The sequence below is a fragment of the Candidatus Pelagibacter sp. PS_44 genome (genome assembly GCF_059417735.1).
The window spans coordinates 814,572-830,122 of sequence record NZ_CM182063.1; the positions used below are offsets into that span (position 1 = coordinate 814,572).

17 protein-coding genes are annotated in these 15,551 nt (G+C 30.5%); 9 read left to right on the forward strand and 8 right to left on the reverse strand.

Annotated features, from left to right (window positions below; genetic code table 11):
- The first annotated feature begins 23 nt into the window (after positions 1-23).
- The 3 genes from AC5SLO_RS04520 to AC5SLO_RS04530 all read left to right on the forward strand — a co-directional run bounded on the left by AC5SLO_RS04520 (position 24) and on the right by AC5SLO_RS04530 (position 2,013).
- Complete coding sequence (locus tag AC5SLO_RS04520) at positions 24-797, forward strand: 5-oxoprolinase subunit PxpA (RefSeq protein ID WP_494572794.1); 774 nt, start codon at positions 24-26, stop codon at positions 795-797.
- A gap of 2 nt (positions 798-799) precedes the next feature.
- Positions 800-1,288: a tetratricopeptide repeat protein gene (locus AC5SLO_RS04525; protein ID WP_494572795.1), complete on the forward strand. Its 489-nt coding sequence runs from the start codon at positions 800-802 to the stop codon at positions 1,286-1,288.
- 110 nt (positions 1,289-1,398) lie between these two features.
- Positions 1,399-2,013, forward strand: a complete 615-nt coding sequence (locus AC5SLO_RS04530; RefSeq protein ID WP_271516633.1) for a YjbE family putative metal transport protein — start codon at positions 1,399-1,401, stop codon at positions 2,011-2,013.
- Here AC5SLO_RS04530 and AC5SLO_RS04535 read toward each other — a convergent pair.
- Positions 2,010-2,756 carry a maleate cis-trans isomerase family protein gene (locus tag AC5SLO_RS04535; protein WP_494572796.1) on the reverse strand — a complete coding sequence of 249 codons (747 nt, stop codon included), beginning with the start codon at positions 2,754-2,756 and terminating at the stop codon, positions 2,010-2,012. The two genes, AC5SLO_RS04530 and AC5SLO_RS04535, sit on opposite strands and share 4 nt — an antisense overlap.
- Positions 2,757-2,908: 152 nt before the next feature.
- Between AC5SLO_RS04535 and AC5SLO_RS04540 the strand changes: the two genes are divergently transcribed.
- From AC5SLO_RS04540 to AC5SLO_RS04565, 6 genes are all read left to right on the forward strand, one after another.
- Positions 2,909-4,075, forward strand: coding sequence for an LLM class flavin-dependent oxidoreductase (locus AC5SLO_RS04540; RefSeq protein WP_494572797.1), 1,167 nt, complete (start codon positions 2,909-2,911; stop codon positions 4,073-4,075).
- The gene (locus tag AC5SLO_RS04545) at positions 4,075-4,662 is read left to right on the forward strand and encodes an amino acid synthesis family protein (RefSeq protein ID WP_494572798.1); all 588 of its coding nucleotides are present in this window, start codon (positions 4,075-4,077) and stop codon (positions 4,660-4,662) included. The genes AC5SLO_RS04540 and AC5SLO_RS04545 overlap by 1 nt, the downstream gene beginning before the upstream one ends.
- A gap of 4 nt (positions 4,663-4,666) precedes the next feature.
- A complete protein-coding gene (locus AC5SLO_RS04550) occupies positions 4,667-5,449 on the forward strand; it encodes an alpha/beta fold hydrolase (RefSeq protein ID WP_494572799.1) in 783 nt (260 codons plus the stop codon).
- Entirely contained in the window at positions 5,450-6,931 is a 1,482-nt protein-coding gene (locus tag AC5SLO_RS04555; protein WP_494572800.1) for an aldehyde dehydrogenase, read from the forward strand.
- 3 nt (positions 6,932-6,934) lie between these two features.
- The gene (locus AC5SLO_RS04560; RefSeq protein ID WP_494572801.1) at positions 6,935-7,792 is read left to right on the forward strand and encodes a DMT family transporter; all 858 of its coding nucleotides are present in this window, start codon (positions 6,935-6,937) and stop codon (positions 7,790-7,792) included.
- Positions 7,793-7,867: 75 nt separating this feature from the next.
- Positions 7,868-9,052, forward strand: coding sequence for an ABC transporter substrate-binding protein (locus AC5SLO_RS04565; RefSeq protein WP_271516650.1), 1,185 nt, complete (start codon positions 7,868-7,870; stop codon positions 9,050-9,052).
- A gap of 53 nt (positions 9,053-9,105) precedes the next feature.
- On the opposite strand, the gene AC5SLO_RS04570 is transcribed toward AC5SLO_RS04565, so the two are convergent.
- The 7 genes from AC5SLO_RS04570 to AC5SLO_RS04600 all read right to left on the reverse strand — a co-directional run bounded on the left by AC5SLO_RS04570 (position 9,106) and on the right by AC5SLO_RS04600 (position 15,350).
- Entirely contained in the window at positions 9,106-9,867 is a 762-nt protein-coding gene (locus AC5SLO_RS04570) for a sulfite exporter TauE/SafE family protein (protein ID WP_494572802.1), read from the reverse strand.
- Between the two features lie 76 nt (positions 9,868-9,943).
- Positions 9,944-11,275 (reverse strand): branched-chain amino acid ABC transporter permease, encoded by a 1,332-nt coding sequence (locus AC5SLO_RS04575; protein WP_494573785.1) that lies wholly within the window; start codon positions 11,273-11,275, stop codon positions 9,944-9,946.
- Positions 11,276-11,310: 35 nt separating this feature from the next.
- Entirely contained in the window at positions 11,311-12,321 is a 1,011-nt protein-coding gene (locus tag AC5SLO_RS04580; protein ID WP_494572803.1) for a branched-chain amino acid ABC transporter permease, read from the reverse strand.
- 5 nt (positions 12,322-12,326) lie between these two features.
- Entirely contained in the window at positions 12,327-13,034 is a 708-nt protein-coding gene (locus AC5SLO_RS04585) for an ABC transporter ATP-binding protein (RefSeq protein ID WP_494572804.1), read from the reverse strand.
- The gene (locus AC5SLO_RS04590) at positions 13,034-13,822 is read right to left on the reverse strand and encodes an ABC transporter ATP-binding protein (RefSeq protein ID WP_494572805.1); all 789 of its coding nucleotides are present in this window, start codon (positions 13,820-13,822) and stop codon (positions 13,034-13,036) included. Before AC5SLO_RS04590 ends, AC5SLO_RS04585 begins: the two co-directional genes overlap by 1 nt.
- A 6-nt stretch (positions 13,823-13,828) precedes the next feature.
- Positions 13,829-14,596 (reverse strand): pyrroline-5-carboxylate reductase, encoded by a 768-nt coding sequence (locus AC5SLO_RS04595; RefSeq protein ID WP_494572806.1) that lies wholly within the window; start codon positions 14,594-14,596, stop codon positions 13,829-13,831.
- Positions 14,597-14,687: 91 nt separating this feature from the next.
- Positions 14,688-15,350 carry an outer membrane protein gene (locus tag AC5SLO_RS04600; RefSeq protein ID WP_494572807.1) on the reverse strand — a complete coding sequence of 221 codons (663 nt, stop codon included), beginning with the start codon at positions 15,348-15,350 and terminating at the stop codon, positions 14,688-14,690.
- Positions 15,351-15,551: the final 201 nt, after the last annotated feature.

Sequence of the window (15,551 nt, forward strand, 5' to 3'; positions counted from 1 at the left end):
TGTTATACTCCAAGGTATAGGTTATGGAAATTAATATCAATTGCGACTTAGGCGAAAAATCAAAATTTCATTCAATAGAAAATGATCCTGCTTTATTAGATATTGTAAATTCAGCAAATGTTGCTTGTGGTTATCATGCTGGAGACAATGATACAATGAGAATGGTTGTCCAAATTTCAAAAAAAAATGGAGTAAGTATTGGAGCCCATCCTTCATTTAATGATCCAGAAAATTTTGGAAGAAAAAGAATGAATTTAAATTCATCTGAAATTTCAAAACTTATTATTGACCAATTTCAAATTCTAAATAAGATTGCTCAAGAATATGGTGAAGAGGTTACTCATATAAAACCACATGGTGCGTTAAATAATATGGCTTGTGAAGACTTAGAGCTTGCAACACTATTAGCAAAAACTATCTATCAAATTGATAAAGAAATAATCTATCTAGTGCCAACTGGATCTAAGATGGAAATAGCTGCAAAAAAACTCAATATGAAAATTGCATGTGAAATATTTGCAGATAGAAACTATGAAGATAATGGAAATTTAGTTTCTAGAAAAAAACCTCACGCTTTAATAATCAACCCAGAACAAGCAAAAAAACACGTATTAAGTATGGTAAAAAATCAGTCGCTTAATTGTCACAGTGGTAAGCAAATACCTTGTGAAATAGACTCTGTTTGCATACATGGGGATAATGAAAAATCATTAGCTACTGCAAAATCAATTAAAAAAAATTTAATAGATAATGGACTTAAACTAAAACCACTTAACCTAATGAAAAAATTTATATAATTATGAAAAATATTTTTGTTACTCTTTCTGTTTTAATTTTATTATCAACAAATTCTTATGCCGCCGGGTCTAGTAGTGATAGTTCTAGCAAAGTAAAATCAAATTATGATAAGGCAGTTACGATTATTAAAGCTGCAAAAAAATATGAAAAACAAGGTAAAACCGAAAAAGCCAACAAAAAATATGAAAAAGCTTTAGATCTTTTGGTTGCATCTAATAAAGAAAAACCAAATAAAGCTGATACTCTCAATTATCTTGGTTTTACAACAAGAAAGCTTGGAGATTATGCTGGAGGTGAAAAATATTATTTACAAGGACTTTCTATAGAACCCAACCATAATGGAATTAATGAATACTTGGGTGAACTTTATGTTGTTACTAACAGAATTGATTTAGCAAAAGAAAGACTTGATGTTTTAAAATCATGTAATTGTGAAGAATATGAAGAACTTAAAGCAATAATTGATGGGGGGAAAAAATCTAAATATTAGTTTTAATTATCTCGTAATGATCTGTCCTAAAATCAATTTAAGAAATTGTACGTCTTATTAAGCCTTTAATATATTGATTTATTATAGATTTTTACTATTATTCAATCATCTTGATTGAAGAAGGCATAATACTACTCCAAATTATCTTTATAGATATTATTCTAGCTGCAGATAACGCTATAATTATAGCTTTAATCGCAGCTAACTTCGTTCCAAAAAATAGAAAACAAATAATTCTCTGGGGTGTTGTGGGCGCATTAGTTTTTAAAGTTATTTTTGCATTATTTGCCACTTATTTATTTGAATTCTATTATATAAAAATTTTAGGTGGGTTGCTTCTAATTTGGATTGCTAACGATTTGAGAAAAGATTTAGTCGAGATGAAAAATAAGATAAAATCTCCAGTTAAAAAATCTACAGAACCATCTTATATACAAAGTGTTTACAAGGTATTATTTGCAGATATTACAATTAGTTTTGATAATGTCATTGGGGTAGTTGGGGCTTCTAAAGGTTACTTCGGTTTTATGATTTTTGGTCTTGTTTTATCTGTGGTTCTAACTGGTGCATTAGCTACTTATTTAGCTAACTATATTCAAAAGCATATTTGGATAGCATATGTTGGTTTATTTTTTATATTAATCGTTGGACTGCAATTAATCATTGGTGGATTGAATGATTATGGAGTCTTGTCAATAAATCAAACTTTTCAAAAATATTTTTAATTAACTTCAAATATTTTTCCATAACCTTTAACAATATTTTTGTTACCAACTAAATTCAAAGCATCCCATATCAATGTTTGATTGCTTGATAAAACTACTTTATTCAATTTTTTTTCAAGCTTATCAATAATTGATAAAACTGGTAAAGCTGTGCATGAAACAAACAAGGCTTCGCTTTCACTTAAATCAATTTTTGATAATACATCGAATAAATGTTCTTCTTCAACCTTGCCAATATCAAGATCCGATGCAATATCAAAATATGTTAAAGAGTTAACAGTAATATTTTGATCTTTAAAATAATTCAAAACTGTGTCGTTTATTATTTTTGTATATGGGGTAAATACAGATATCTTTTTTATGTTCAGTTTTTTGAGAGCTTTTATTGCTGATGTAATGGGAGTTGTAACTTTTGCCTCTGGCTTTGCTGCATTGATTTTTGTCTTAATCACTTCATACCCAGCAGCAACAGTTCCTGAGGTGCATCCATAAGCAACACAATCTATTTTTTGATCAGGTAAAATATCATTTGTCACCTCTGTAATATCATCTGCCATTTTAGCTAATGTTTCATTAGTTAATGGGTTGTAGCAATGTATTCTATTAACGTAGAGATCTATATCTCTACCATAAATCACATTATTAAAGTCTTTTTCAATTCTAAAATCACTACCTAGGGCTATTAAACCTATTCTAGGGTTGGTTTTAGATATGAACTTTGGGTCAATTTTATTTAGTTTCATTGATAATCTCTATAAAGATCGATTAAATATATATTGATTAAATAGTCTAGCTAAAATAATGTTTATATAAAGCGATACATAACTCGTCGTTATTCAAAAAATACGAAAGCGGGATCAGTCGTCTTTAAATTTAATTATTTAGGGAGGTTTGAATGAAATTTGGATATTTTTGTAACACTACCAATTGGGACCATAAACCATACACACAATTACTTGATGAAACTAAAGAGATAACTGAATATTGCGATAAAAATGATTGGGACTCTATTTGGTATACAGAGCATCATTTTAATCATGAGGGAATGGAGTCTTGTACTAATCCATTAATGATGGGTGTAGATGCTGCAGCTAGAACTAAAAAAATTAGAATAGGTCAAGCTTGTAACGTAATTACATTTCATAACCCAATACGTTTAGCAGAAGACATAGCATTATTAGATCAACTTTCAAACGGCAGAGTAGAAGTTGGTATTGGTAGAGGAATATATGGAAGAGAAGCGATAAATATGAATAAAGAGGCTGATCTAAAAGATCAGGCTAAAAATTTTCGTTTGTTTGATGAGACTCTAACTATTATGAAAAAAGCTTGGACAGAAAAGTTTTTTAGTCACAAAGGTGAATTTTATACTTACCCTACTCCTGGTTTTGTTTGGCAACATGATATGAGTCCACCAAGTAAAGAGTTTCTAGATACCAAAACTAATGAAATAAAAAAGATAAGTATTGTGCCTAAACCAAAACAGTATCCACATCCTCCAATATGGCAGGTCGTAGATGGAGCAAGATCAATTGAATGGGCTGCACAAAATGGTTTAAACACAATAATGTGGATACCAACTGTAAAAGCATTGAAAACTAGATTTGAAATATATCAAGATGCAAAATCTAAAGCTGAAAATAGAGATGTTCCGCTTGGAGAAGGTATTTCTTTAGTAAGAGATATGTTTGTTGCAGAAACTATGGAAGAAGCAGAAAAATTAGCAGGTGAACATATTATAAAATATATGAAATGGGTTTGTCACTGGAGAGGCTTAGGAAATCATATGGATCCAGAAGAAGAACTACCGGAAACAAAACATAAATTAGATTTACTTAATTATGATTTTCTACATAAAAGAAACTTATTATTTGGAACACCAGAATATGTTGTTAATAAAATAAATGAATTAAAATCAGAATTAAATTTACAAAATCTTCAAGTTTGGTCTAATTTTCCTGGAATAGATCATGAAGCTTGCATGAGAAGTATAAAACTGTTTAATGATGAGGTTATACCAAAGATTAATTTAGATAATTCAAGTATAGAAAAGGCAAGTTAATGAAATTAGAGCTTAGAAAGTTTACAAAATTTGTAGATAAAACTTTTATCGAAGGTGGCAAAGAAGCTAAAGAACCAGTTTTAATGGTTTCTGTTGCAGCTGTATTCAAAAATCCATGGCATGAAAAAGGCTTTGTTGAAGATTTAAAACCAATTATTTTAGATTTAGCACCTAAATTAGGTGATATTTTAGTTCCAGAGTTAATAAAAGAGATTGGATCACCTGAAAAAATTTTAGCCTATGGAAAGGCTGGTACTGTTGGGCTTGATGGTGAAATTGAGCATGCCTCAGCATTTATTCACACTTTAAGATTTGGAAATAAATTTAGAGATGCAGTTGGGGGAACATCTTACTTAAGCTTTACAAATACCAGAGGTTCTGCTGGATCAAAAATGTCCATCCCAATGATGCATAAAACTGATTCTGGATTAAGACCCTATTATTTAACTCATGAATTTACAATTCATGACGCTCCTTTTAATGATGAGATAGTTATAGCAATTGGTGGAGCCTCAACAGGTAGAGCTCATGCTAGAACAGGTGATCGTTATCAAGACATGAAAGAAATGGGATTAAATCCTAAATAAATTAATGTTTCAAAATTTTGATCCAAATCAAAATTATTATTCATTTAATGATAAAAATACAGTTCCTGTGGTTTTTATTCATGGAGTTGGACTTGATCAGGGGATGTGGGAACCTCAAATTGAAGCTTTTAAAGAATATTCAATAATTACATATGATTTATTGGGACATGGCAAAACTATTCTCAATAAAGATGATGTAACATTAGATGATTTTTCGAACCAACTAAAATCGATATTAGAATTTTTAAAAGTGGATAAGATTAATCTTGTCGGTTTTTCTTTAGGCTCTTTAATTGCACTAAATTTTGCCTCTAAATTTCAAGACAAACTAAACAGTCTTGTTGTAATGGGTACAACATATAAAAGAAGCTTGGAACAAAGGTCTTTGGTTATAGAGAGATTTGAACAGGCTAAATTAAACAAACCTATTTCAAAGCAAGCCCTAAAAAGATGGTTTACTGATCAATACTTAAATGACCATCCAGAAACTTATAATAAATTTATAAAAATTTTGACAAAAAATAAAAAAGATCATTTAAATTTTTTAAAAGCTTACAAGTTATTTGCTTATCATGAGGATAATGCAGATATAATTAATAATATTAAAACTAGGACCCTTGTGATGACAGGGTCAAATGACTCAGGATCTACTGTTGAGATGTCAAAATCCTTATGTGAAGATTTAATAAACTCAAGTTTTATTGAGATAAATAATGGAAAACATCTTTGTAGTATAGAGTGTGCAGATGATGTTAATATCAATCTTAAAAATTTTATTAATAGATAAATGACAAAAATTCAAAACTTTAAAATGTATATAAATGGGCTGTGGGTTAATTCAGAGTCTGGAAAAACAATAGAAACTGTAAATCCAGAAAATAACGAAGTTTGGGCAACTGTTCCTGAAGCTAACGAGAAAGATGTAGATAAAGCAGTTAAGGCTGCACAAAATGCTTTTGAAAAATCTTGGTCAAATTTACACCCAAAAGAAAGGGCTAAGTATTTAAGATCTCTTGCAGATCAATTAAGATTAAACGCCAAACATCTTGGTACTATAGAAACAATTGATACTGGTAAACTTTTTAGAGAAACAAAAACACAAGCTAACTATATTGCTGAGTATTATGATTATTTTGCAGGACTGGCCGATAAAGTTGAAGGAACAGTTGTGCCAATTGATAAACCTGACATGCAAGTTACGACTACTAGAATACCTATTGGTGTTGTTGCGGCGATAATTCCTTGGAACTCTCAAATGTTATTAACTGCAGTAAAACTAGCGCCCGCATTAGCAATGGGTAATACTGTTGTGATAAAAGCTTCTGAACTAGCGCCTGTAACATTATTGGAGTTTGCAAAACTAGTTGAAAAATCAGGTATACCCAAAGGTGTTGTAAATATAATTACTGGTCTAGGTGAGCCTTGTGGTAAAGCTCTAACTACACATGACCTTGTAGAAAGAATTGCTTTTACAGGTGGTCCAGAAACTGCAAAACATATTGTTAAAAATTCTGCAGAAAATTTATCACAGGTAAGCTTAGAACTTGGTGGGAAAAGCCCCGTTGTTGTATTCGATGATGCTGAGCAAGAAAACGCACTCAATGGAATTACTGCTGGTATTTTTGGTGCAAGTGGTCAAAGCTGTATTGCAGGATCACGACTTTACATTCAATCTAAAATTTATGATGACTTTTTAAATAAGCTTATAGCTAAAGCTGAAAAAATAAAATTAGGAGCTCCTATGGATAATGAAACTCAAATGGGACCTTTAAATAGTTATAAACAGCTAGAAAATATAGAAATAAATATCAAAGCTACTGTTGAGCAAGGTGGAAAAATTCGGTGTGGAGGTAAAAGATCTAATATATCCAATAAAGGTTATTATTTTCCAGCTACAATTATTGAATGTAAAAATCATAATTTACCTGCAGCAGAAAATGAATTGTTTGGTCCTATCCTATCTGTGATGAAATTTGAAACAGAAGATGAGGTTATTAAATTAATGAATGATAACAAATATGGTTTATCATCTGGAGTTTTTACATCTAATTTTGGAAGAGGTATTAGAGTTTCAAAAGCGATTAGAGCTGGAATAACTTTTGTAAATACTTATAGATTGATATCTCCTATGGCACCATTTGGTGGAATTAAAGATAGTGGATATGGGAAAGAAGCAGGAATAGAGTCAATTAAAGAGTACACAAGAATTAAGACCACATGGTTGAATTCATCTGACAAACCGATGTCTGATCCATTTACAATGGGCTAATATTTGACTATCAGACATTACTTCTTAGTTTTATTTATCATGTTTCTTTTTGGAAGTTCTTATCCAATTAATAAACTTGCATTAAATACATCTTTAACACCTATATTGGCAGCTTCTTTAAGAATGTTAATTCTTTTTGTATGTCTAGCTCCTTTTTGCAAATTTAAAATTCCAAGTAAAAAATATCATCTACCTTTATTAGGATTTTCTTTATCAATGGGTTTTGGTGTTTTTATTTTTTTAAATCTGTCTTTACAAAAGGCAACTATGGTTGCACCTATTATTATTGGAGCACAACTTGCAATTCCTTTTGCAATACTTACTAGTTCTATTTTTTTAGGTGAAAAAGTTTCTTTTAAAATGTGGTTTTTAATTTTTATTTCTTTTTTTGGAATTTTTCTTATTGGATATGATCCAAATTTAAAAAGTGAGATTTATGCAATTTTTCTATGTGCTATTTCAGCTTTTTGTTACGGGATTGCAAATGTTTTTTCTCGATACATCAAAAATATTGATGTAAAATTAACAAATGCAATAATGGGTTTTACTGGTTTTGTAACACTTTTAATATTTTCAATTATTTTCGAAGGAAACACTTTTTATCAATTAAAAGAAATTGATTTAAATACTTGGCTGCTCTTACTTCATAATGGTGTGATGGTTTCAGTCGTTGCTCACACGTCAATGTTTTATCTATATAAATTTTATTCAGTGAATAAGGTTATGCCTTTTTACTCACTATTTCCAATATTTGGCTTAGTCTTAACATATTTTATATTTGGTGAAATTCCAACACTACTTAGCGCAATAGGTGGATCAATTGTTATTCTTTCTGTGTATAAACTGCAAAAAATTAGATAAATCGTCTATTGAAAATTTATTAAAATAGTCTTTAATTTACTTTTTATAAATTGTTAACAATTAAAGAGGATAATAATGAAAAAACTATTTATTGCTGCATTTATATTCGTTTCAACTTTTACAACGAATACATTCGCAGAGGTTAAGATGGGAATCATTTTAGGATTTACCGGTCCTATTGAATCTCTAACACCAGCTATGGCTGCATCTGCAGAACTTGCTTTTAAAGAAGCATCTGACTCAGGTTCACTTTTAGGTGGAGAAACTATTTCAGTAGTAAGAGCAGACTCAACTTGTGTTGACTCAGCAGCAGCAACAGCAGCAGCTGAAGGTGTTATTTCACAAGGTGTTGCAGCTATTATGGGTGCTGACTGTTCAGGTGTAACTGGTGCTATTGCATCAAATGTTGCTGTACCAAATGGTGTAGTAATGATTTCACCTTCAGCAACATCTCCAGGACTAACAACTTTAGATGATAAAGGGTTCTTTTTTAGAACAGCTCCATCTGATGCTAGAGGTGGTCAAATTTTAGCTGATATTACTAAAGATAGAAGAATTAAAAGTGTAGCAATTACTTATACTAATAATGATTATGGTAAAGGTTTAGCTGATGTTTATGAAGCAGCAGTAAAAGCCCATGGCATTAAAGTAACAACTGTTTCAGCTCATGAAGATGGAAAAGCAGATTACTCTTCTGAAGTTGCAACTTTAGCTGCAGCTGGTGGAGACGCAGTGGCTGTTATAGGTTATCTAGACCAAGGTGGAAAAGGAATTATACAAGGTTCTTTAGACTCTGGTGCATTTGATAAATTTATTTTATCTGATGGTATGATTGGTGACTCATTAACTGATGCTTTTGGTAAAGATCTAAATAAATCTTTTGGTTCAATACCGGGTTCTATGAATAAAAAAACTGCAGGTACATTTGAAACTGTTGCTAAAGCAGCAGGAATTGATTCTTCTGGACCGTACACTGGTGAATCTTATGATGCAGCTGCATTGATTGTTCTTGCAATGCAAGCAGGTGGATCAGCTGATAGAGCTTCAATTGCTAAGAATGTAATGGATGTTGCTAATGCACCAGGAACTAAAATTTATCCTGGCGAACTTAAAAAAGGTTTGGATTTATTAGCAAAAGGTAAAAAAGTTGACTACGAAGGTGCAACTGGAGTTACTTTTACTGATGTCGGTGAAGCTACTGGATCATTTCTAGAAAAAGAAATCAAAGGTGGAAAATTTAAAAATAAAAAACAAAGATAATTAATATTTTTTTTAGAGCCCCTAGCGATGAAAATTGCTAGGGGTTTTTTTTATTAAAAACTACTAAGCACTCTTAAAATTCCTATAATTGAAATAACAATTAAAAAATAAAATACTGCTTTTCTATATGTTTCTTCTTTACTTTTAATAAAAAATTTATTTCCTATGAAAACTCCAATTGGTAAAATAATGATTAGTGGTATAGTTCGATAAAAAGTAGTTAGATCTACAATTCCACCTGTATAACTTAGAATAAAAGCATATATGTCAGTTAAGAAAAATAAAGCAGCTAATGAAGCTCTTATAACTGCAGGCTGAATTCCTATAACCAATAAAAATAATGCCACAGGCATTCCACCTAATGTTGCAAATCCATTCACAGTTCCTGAAATTCCACCCGTAATAATTTTACAATACAAATTATTAAGTCTCTTATTCAAATAACCTTTCATTAATAAAAATGAAAAAAAAATAACAATTAAACAAATAAAAATATGTGTAATATTTTGTGGAAGATATTTTAGTAGATATAGGCCTACAGGTGATCCTATAGTTATCCCCACTAATAACTGAAACACAAATTTCCAATCGACTTTATTCCATACGTATGGAATCATAAAAATACTAATTAGCACCTCTAATATTAAAATTACTGGAACTATTTCAATCGTAGGTAATACAAAAGAGAAACCAGAAACACAAATGGCAGAAAAACCAAAACCATTAAATCCTCTAACTATTGAGGCGATAAAAACTACAAATAATATAAAGATTGCACTTGAAAGACTTATCTGAAGTAATGAGAGAAGACTCATTTAGAAAATGTATTTGTCCCCTAAATAAAGAGCAAAACCAATCATCATTCCTAATAATATATATTTCATAATTGGTTTATTTTATTTCTATTTTCTCTGGAAGTATACCTTTTGGACGATATCTCATGATCAACAGTAGTCCTATTCCCATCATCAAATATCTAAAATATGGAATACTTTCTATTAAATGAACTTTTAATACATGGGCATCATCTAAGCCTGATGTAAATATATTGATTAAGAATAAAGCAATTGGTGCAGCTTCTATCCATAAAAACCAAACAACAAAACCACCCAAAATTGCTCCAAAATTATTACCACTACCACCAACTATAACCATTACCCAAATTAAAAAGGTATATCTCATTGGTTGATAGCTTCCTGGGGTAAATAATCCATCTTGTGTAACTAGCATAGCTCCAGCCAATCCTACTATTGCTGATCCTAAAATAAATATTAACAAATGTTGTTTAACAACATTTTTTCCCATTGCATTTGCTGCTTCTTCATTATCTCGAATAGCCCTCATCATTCTTCCCCATGGAGAGTAAAGTGCTTTTTGAGTAAAGATTAATAAAATAACAACAACAATTAAAAATAAACCTGAATAGCATAGTTTAACAAATACAGATGATCCTTCTATTACTAATTGATTGAGGGCTGCTTGTTTATCTGAAATGCTTGAAATTACATCTAGCTTACTTGAATTAAATCTAGCTACTAAATTAATAAACCATTCTTTAGTCTGTAATTCAACTTCATAGGGCGCAGGTCTTTTTAAACCAATTACATTTTTAACACCTCTAGTTAACCAATCTTCATGTTTAATAATTGCTATAACTATTTCTGATATTAAAAGTGTTGCTATAGCTAAATAATCAGCACGTAAACCAAGTGCAACTTTACCAACTATAAATGCAAGACCAGCTGCAAAAAAAGCACCTACAATCCAAGAAAACATTATAGGAAGTCCCAGTCCACCAAGAAAACCTGTTGTTGCTGGATTTACATTTTCAATGGCTTCAATACTTGATTGAGTGGTAACTTTTATTATTATAATTCCTGAAATAATTATTAAAGCGATTCCATATGTTCTAAATTTAGACTTTTGAAAATGCTTTAATATAAATCTTACAATAAATATCATCACAATTATTAACCATAAAGCCATAAGAATACTAAAACCTCCTGCAACCCATGCTTCTTGCACTGGATCTACTGAAATTAGAACTGCAGCTAATCCTCCAAGAGCCGCATAACCCATGAGGCCAAAATTAATTAAACCTGCGTAACCCCATTGAATATTCGCACCCATAGTCATGACTGCTGAAATCAAGCACATATTAAAGATAGAAAGTGCAACATTCCATGACTGAAAAATACCAACAAAAATAATAAGCCCTAGCATGATTGTATAAGCTAAAATTACATTTAAATGCTTTCTCACAAAACTTTTCCTTTAAAAATACCATTAGGTCTATAAAGCAAAACGATAATTAATATTGAAAATGATACAGCAAATTTATAATCAGTTGAAAGCAGTTGTACTAAACTTTCAGGCTCCATACTTGCTGGCAGAATATACATAAAGAATTTCTTATATGCATAGGTTAAAAATATTTCTGAAAAAGCTATTACATATCCACCTAAAAAAGCTCCAAATGGATTTCCAATTCCACCAACAATGGCTGCAGCAAATATGGGCAACATATTGTTAAAATAAGTAAAAGGTTTAAAGCTTTTATCTAACCCATATAAGGCTCCTCCAATAGTTGCTAAAATACCTGCTATAATCCATGTAATCATCACTACTCTTTTAGGATCAATCCCTGACAATAAAGCTAAATCTTCGTTATCAGAATAAGCTCGCATACTTTTTCCTGTTTTAGTTTTGTTTAAAAACCAAAATAAAGTTGAAACCAATACTATGGTTACAAAAATTGTTAATACTTGGCTGGATTTAATTGCTAAACCTTCATTAAGTCCTGTCATCTCTTTAAATTCACCTGCCTTGATAATAAATCTCTCTCCATCATAAAATCTTCTATCTGCTGGACTGATTATTATTCTAACAATAGCTTGCGTTACAAACATAACGCCAATACTAACCATTGCTAATTGAACAGGAGGGCTTTTGTTTGTTCTATAATATTTAAATACAAATTTATCAACTAAAAGCATGTAGAAAATTGTCAAAACAATTGCAAAAGGTATTGCAAGTAAAGCAGTAGGCAAAACACCTAAGGAAATTCCTATAGACTGGAAATACCAAGTAAACAAAATAGTAAACATTGTTCCAAAAGCCATCATGTCCCCAGTTGCAAAGTTAGCAAACCTTAAAATTCCATAAATTAAAGTTACAAATATTGCACCTAATGCTAATTGCGATCCGTACGCAAGTGCTGGCATAAAAATATAATTTAATAATAAAATAATTGCGTTTAAAAAATCCATATTATTTATCCACCTAAAAAAGAGCTTCTTACTCTTGGGTCGTTTAATAAATCTTTTCCTGTTCCTGAATATTTATTTTCACCTGTAACCAATACATATCCTCTGTCAGAAATATTAAGTGCTTGTTTGGCATTTTGTTCAACCATTAAAATTGCAACGTTAGTTCTCTTTACTTTTATGATATGGTCAAATAATTCATCCATAACAATTGGTGACACTCCTGCAGTAGGTTCATCCAACATTAAAACAGAAGGTCTGATCATCAATGCTCTTCCAAGGGCTACCTGTTGTCTTTGACCTCCTGATAATTCTCCAACTAATTGATTTCTCTTTTCTCTTAAGATGGGAAAAAGTTCATAAATCTCTTCCATAATATTTCTAAAATTATCGTCTCTTAAGTAAGCACCCATTTCTAAATTTTCTTCAACACTCATGCCTGAAAAAACATTTTTGGTTTGGGGGACAAATGAAATTCCTTCTCTAACTCTATCTTGTGGTGAGAATTTTGTAATATCTTTACCATCAATTACCACAGATCCAGATTTTAAATTTAATAGTCCAAGCATTGCTTTCATAGCTGTTGATTTACCAGCCCCATTAGGCCCAAGAATAGAAACTATCTCTCCTCTATTCACATCCACAGAACATGAATTAATAATATCTGGTCCACTGCCATAACCTCCAGTCATTTTTAAACCTTCAAAAAATGCCATTAATTTTCTTCCTTTAATTTTGATCCTCTGCCTAAATAACTTTCTATAACTTTTTCATCCTTCTTAGCTTCTTCGGCGCTACCTTCAAATAAAACTGAGCCTTCAGCCATTACAATTACAGGGTTACATAATCTACTTATAAACTCCATGTCGTGTTCAATCATGCAAAAAGTATATCCTTCTTCCTTATTTAATTTATATATTGCAGTTCCAAGGTCTTTTAATAAAGTTCTGTTAACACCTGCACCAACCTCATCAAGTAATACTAATTTTGCATCAACCATCATAGTTCGTCCAAGTTCTAACAGTTTTTTTTGGCCACCAGATAAATTTCCTGCTAGTTCATTTGATAAATGTGTTAAATTTAAAAAATCTACTACGTCTTGTGCTTTTTGTTTAACTTTTAACTCTTCTGTTCTAACTAAACTAGGTTTTAATAGTGCTGTCATTAATTTTTCACCTGATTGATTTGCTGGGACCATCATTAAATTCTCTAGAACTGATAGATTTGTAAACTCATGTGCTATTTGAAAAGTTCTCAGTATTCCTTTGGAAAATAATTCATAAGAAGGAACATTGGTTATATCTTCATCATTAAAAAATACTTGTCCCGTTGATGAATTTAAGTTTCCTGCAATTAAATTAAACAGTGTTGTTTTTCCAGATCCATTTGGTCCAATAATTCCAGTAATTGTTCCTTTTTTAATATTAAAAGAGCAGTTTGATACTGCAGCAAGTCCACCGAAATATTTAGTAAGGTTTTTTATTTTTAAAATATCTTGACTCATAAAATTTTACTTGCTTAATCTTTTATGAATACTATTGAGTGTTTTATCTAATTTCTTATAAAACCCTAGTTTAGTTAATTCTCTAACACCTTGCTCATTTAATCCTTTAGGTGTTTGTGACTCCTTTACCAAATATTTTAAATCTTTTTTAGAATTTATAACCGCATCCTCTGATAAAGCTAAAAATAAAGATGTAATGTATTTTTGCGCATTACCTCTTTTAATGCCCCTTTTAACCAACCAGTCAGCCATCACTCTTAGTAATTCATAAAAAGGTGCCATCATTCCAGATGTTGACCAAAAATTAATTGAAGATTTTTCATTTTTTATTTCAACTGTTGTGCCAATTTTATTAAAAAAATCTTTTACTTTTTTATTAGGTGGACAAATGGGAACAGGTCCTTTTTTTAAAGAAATTGGAGGCAAAGGTATGGCTCTAACTATTTTTGCTTTTACCTTAATTGCTTTTTTTAACTTTGATAAAGTGATTGTTGAAATAAAACTAATAATTATTTGACTGGATTTAAAGTTAAGATCTTTAATAATTTTTTCACCTACAGTTGGTGTAATTGATAAAAAAACCCAATTGCAGTTATCCACTATTTCTTGATTGTTTTTAGCAATCAATACTTTTTTAAATTTTTTACTAAGTTGACTCGCAATTTTTTTATTACGAGGTGATATTAAAATCTTATCAAATTGTATTTTTGAGTTACAAATACCTGTAATAACTGAAGATGCTATTTTACCAATGCCTATAAAACCTAATTTCATTTTATAAATATAGCAGTAATTATTTGAATAACGTGCAAAAAAAAAGCCCCATTTATGGGGCTTTATAATTTTAGTTTTTATTTATTGATAATTAAAATGATTTACCAATCGAAAATTTAATTCCTGCAGTTGTAAAGTCATCCAGTTCAATTTTATTTTTTACTGAGTCAGCGTCAGCTTTTCCATCAAATGTTGCACCTTGAAATCTAGAAACTTGACCTTCAACTCTCATAAAAGCACCGTTATTTAAATCTCTTTCTGTACCTAAACCAAGTGTTATTCCCATGATATCTTCATCACCATAAGTTGATCCAGTAGCTACAGTTTCATCAGTTTCAACTGTCATTCTGCTAACACCAAATTTAGCATACATACCATTAGCTAAATCTGTTTTACCGTATAATGTTACAAGATTTTTGAAATTGACGTCACCTTTGTTGTTACCAGCGGTATCTGATGCATCATCAGTATCTGTATCTGGTACTGCGTTATTAAAGTCAGCAACTTTTGCTCCATAAGGAACTACGTCAAGACCTACAGTTACACCAGTATCTAATTCTCTTTCAATAAAGAATGATGCAATTGGAGCTACACCAGAATCTGATTTTGAATTTTTTGTGCCTGAAGATTTCACTGTTTCTTCACCACTTGCGTCATAATATAGTGCTGTACCAGAGATACCCACAGATATTTCTGCATTAGAATTCACCATTAATAATAATGATGTAATGCATATAGTAATAATTTTTTTCATTTTTTCCTTTTTCTTATTAATTAGCTAATTGTGCGTAATTCTTACAATAATTTTTTCTAACTAGATAGGCTTTATATCAATAATAAATATAAATAATATAATGTTGTATTTTTACAACAAAAAATTCTATAAAATAATGCCTATTAATAGGTAAAATTGATATTAATAAACAAAGTTAATTTTACAATTTTTAATTGAGCT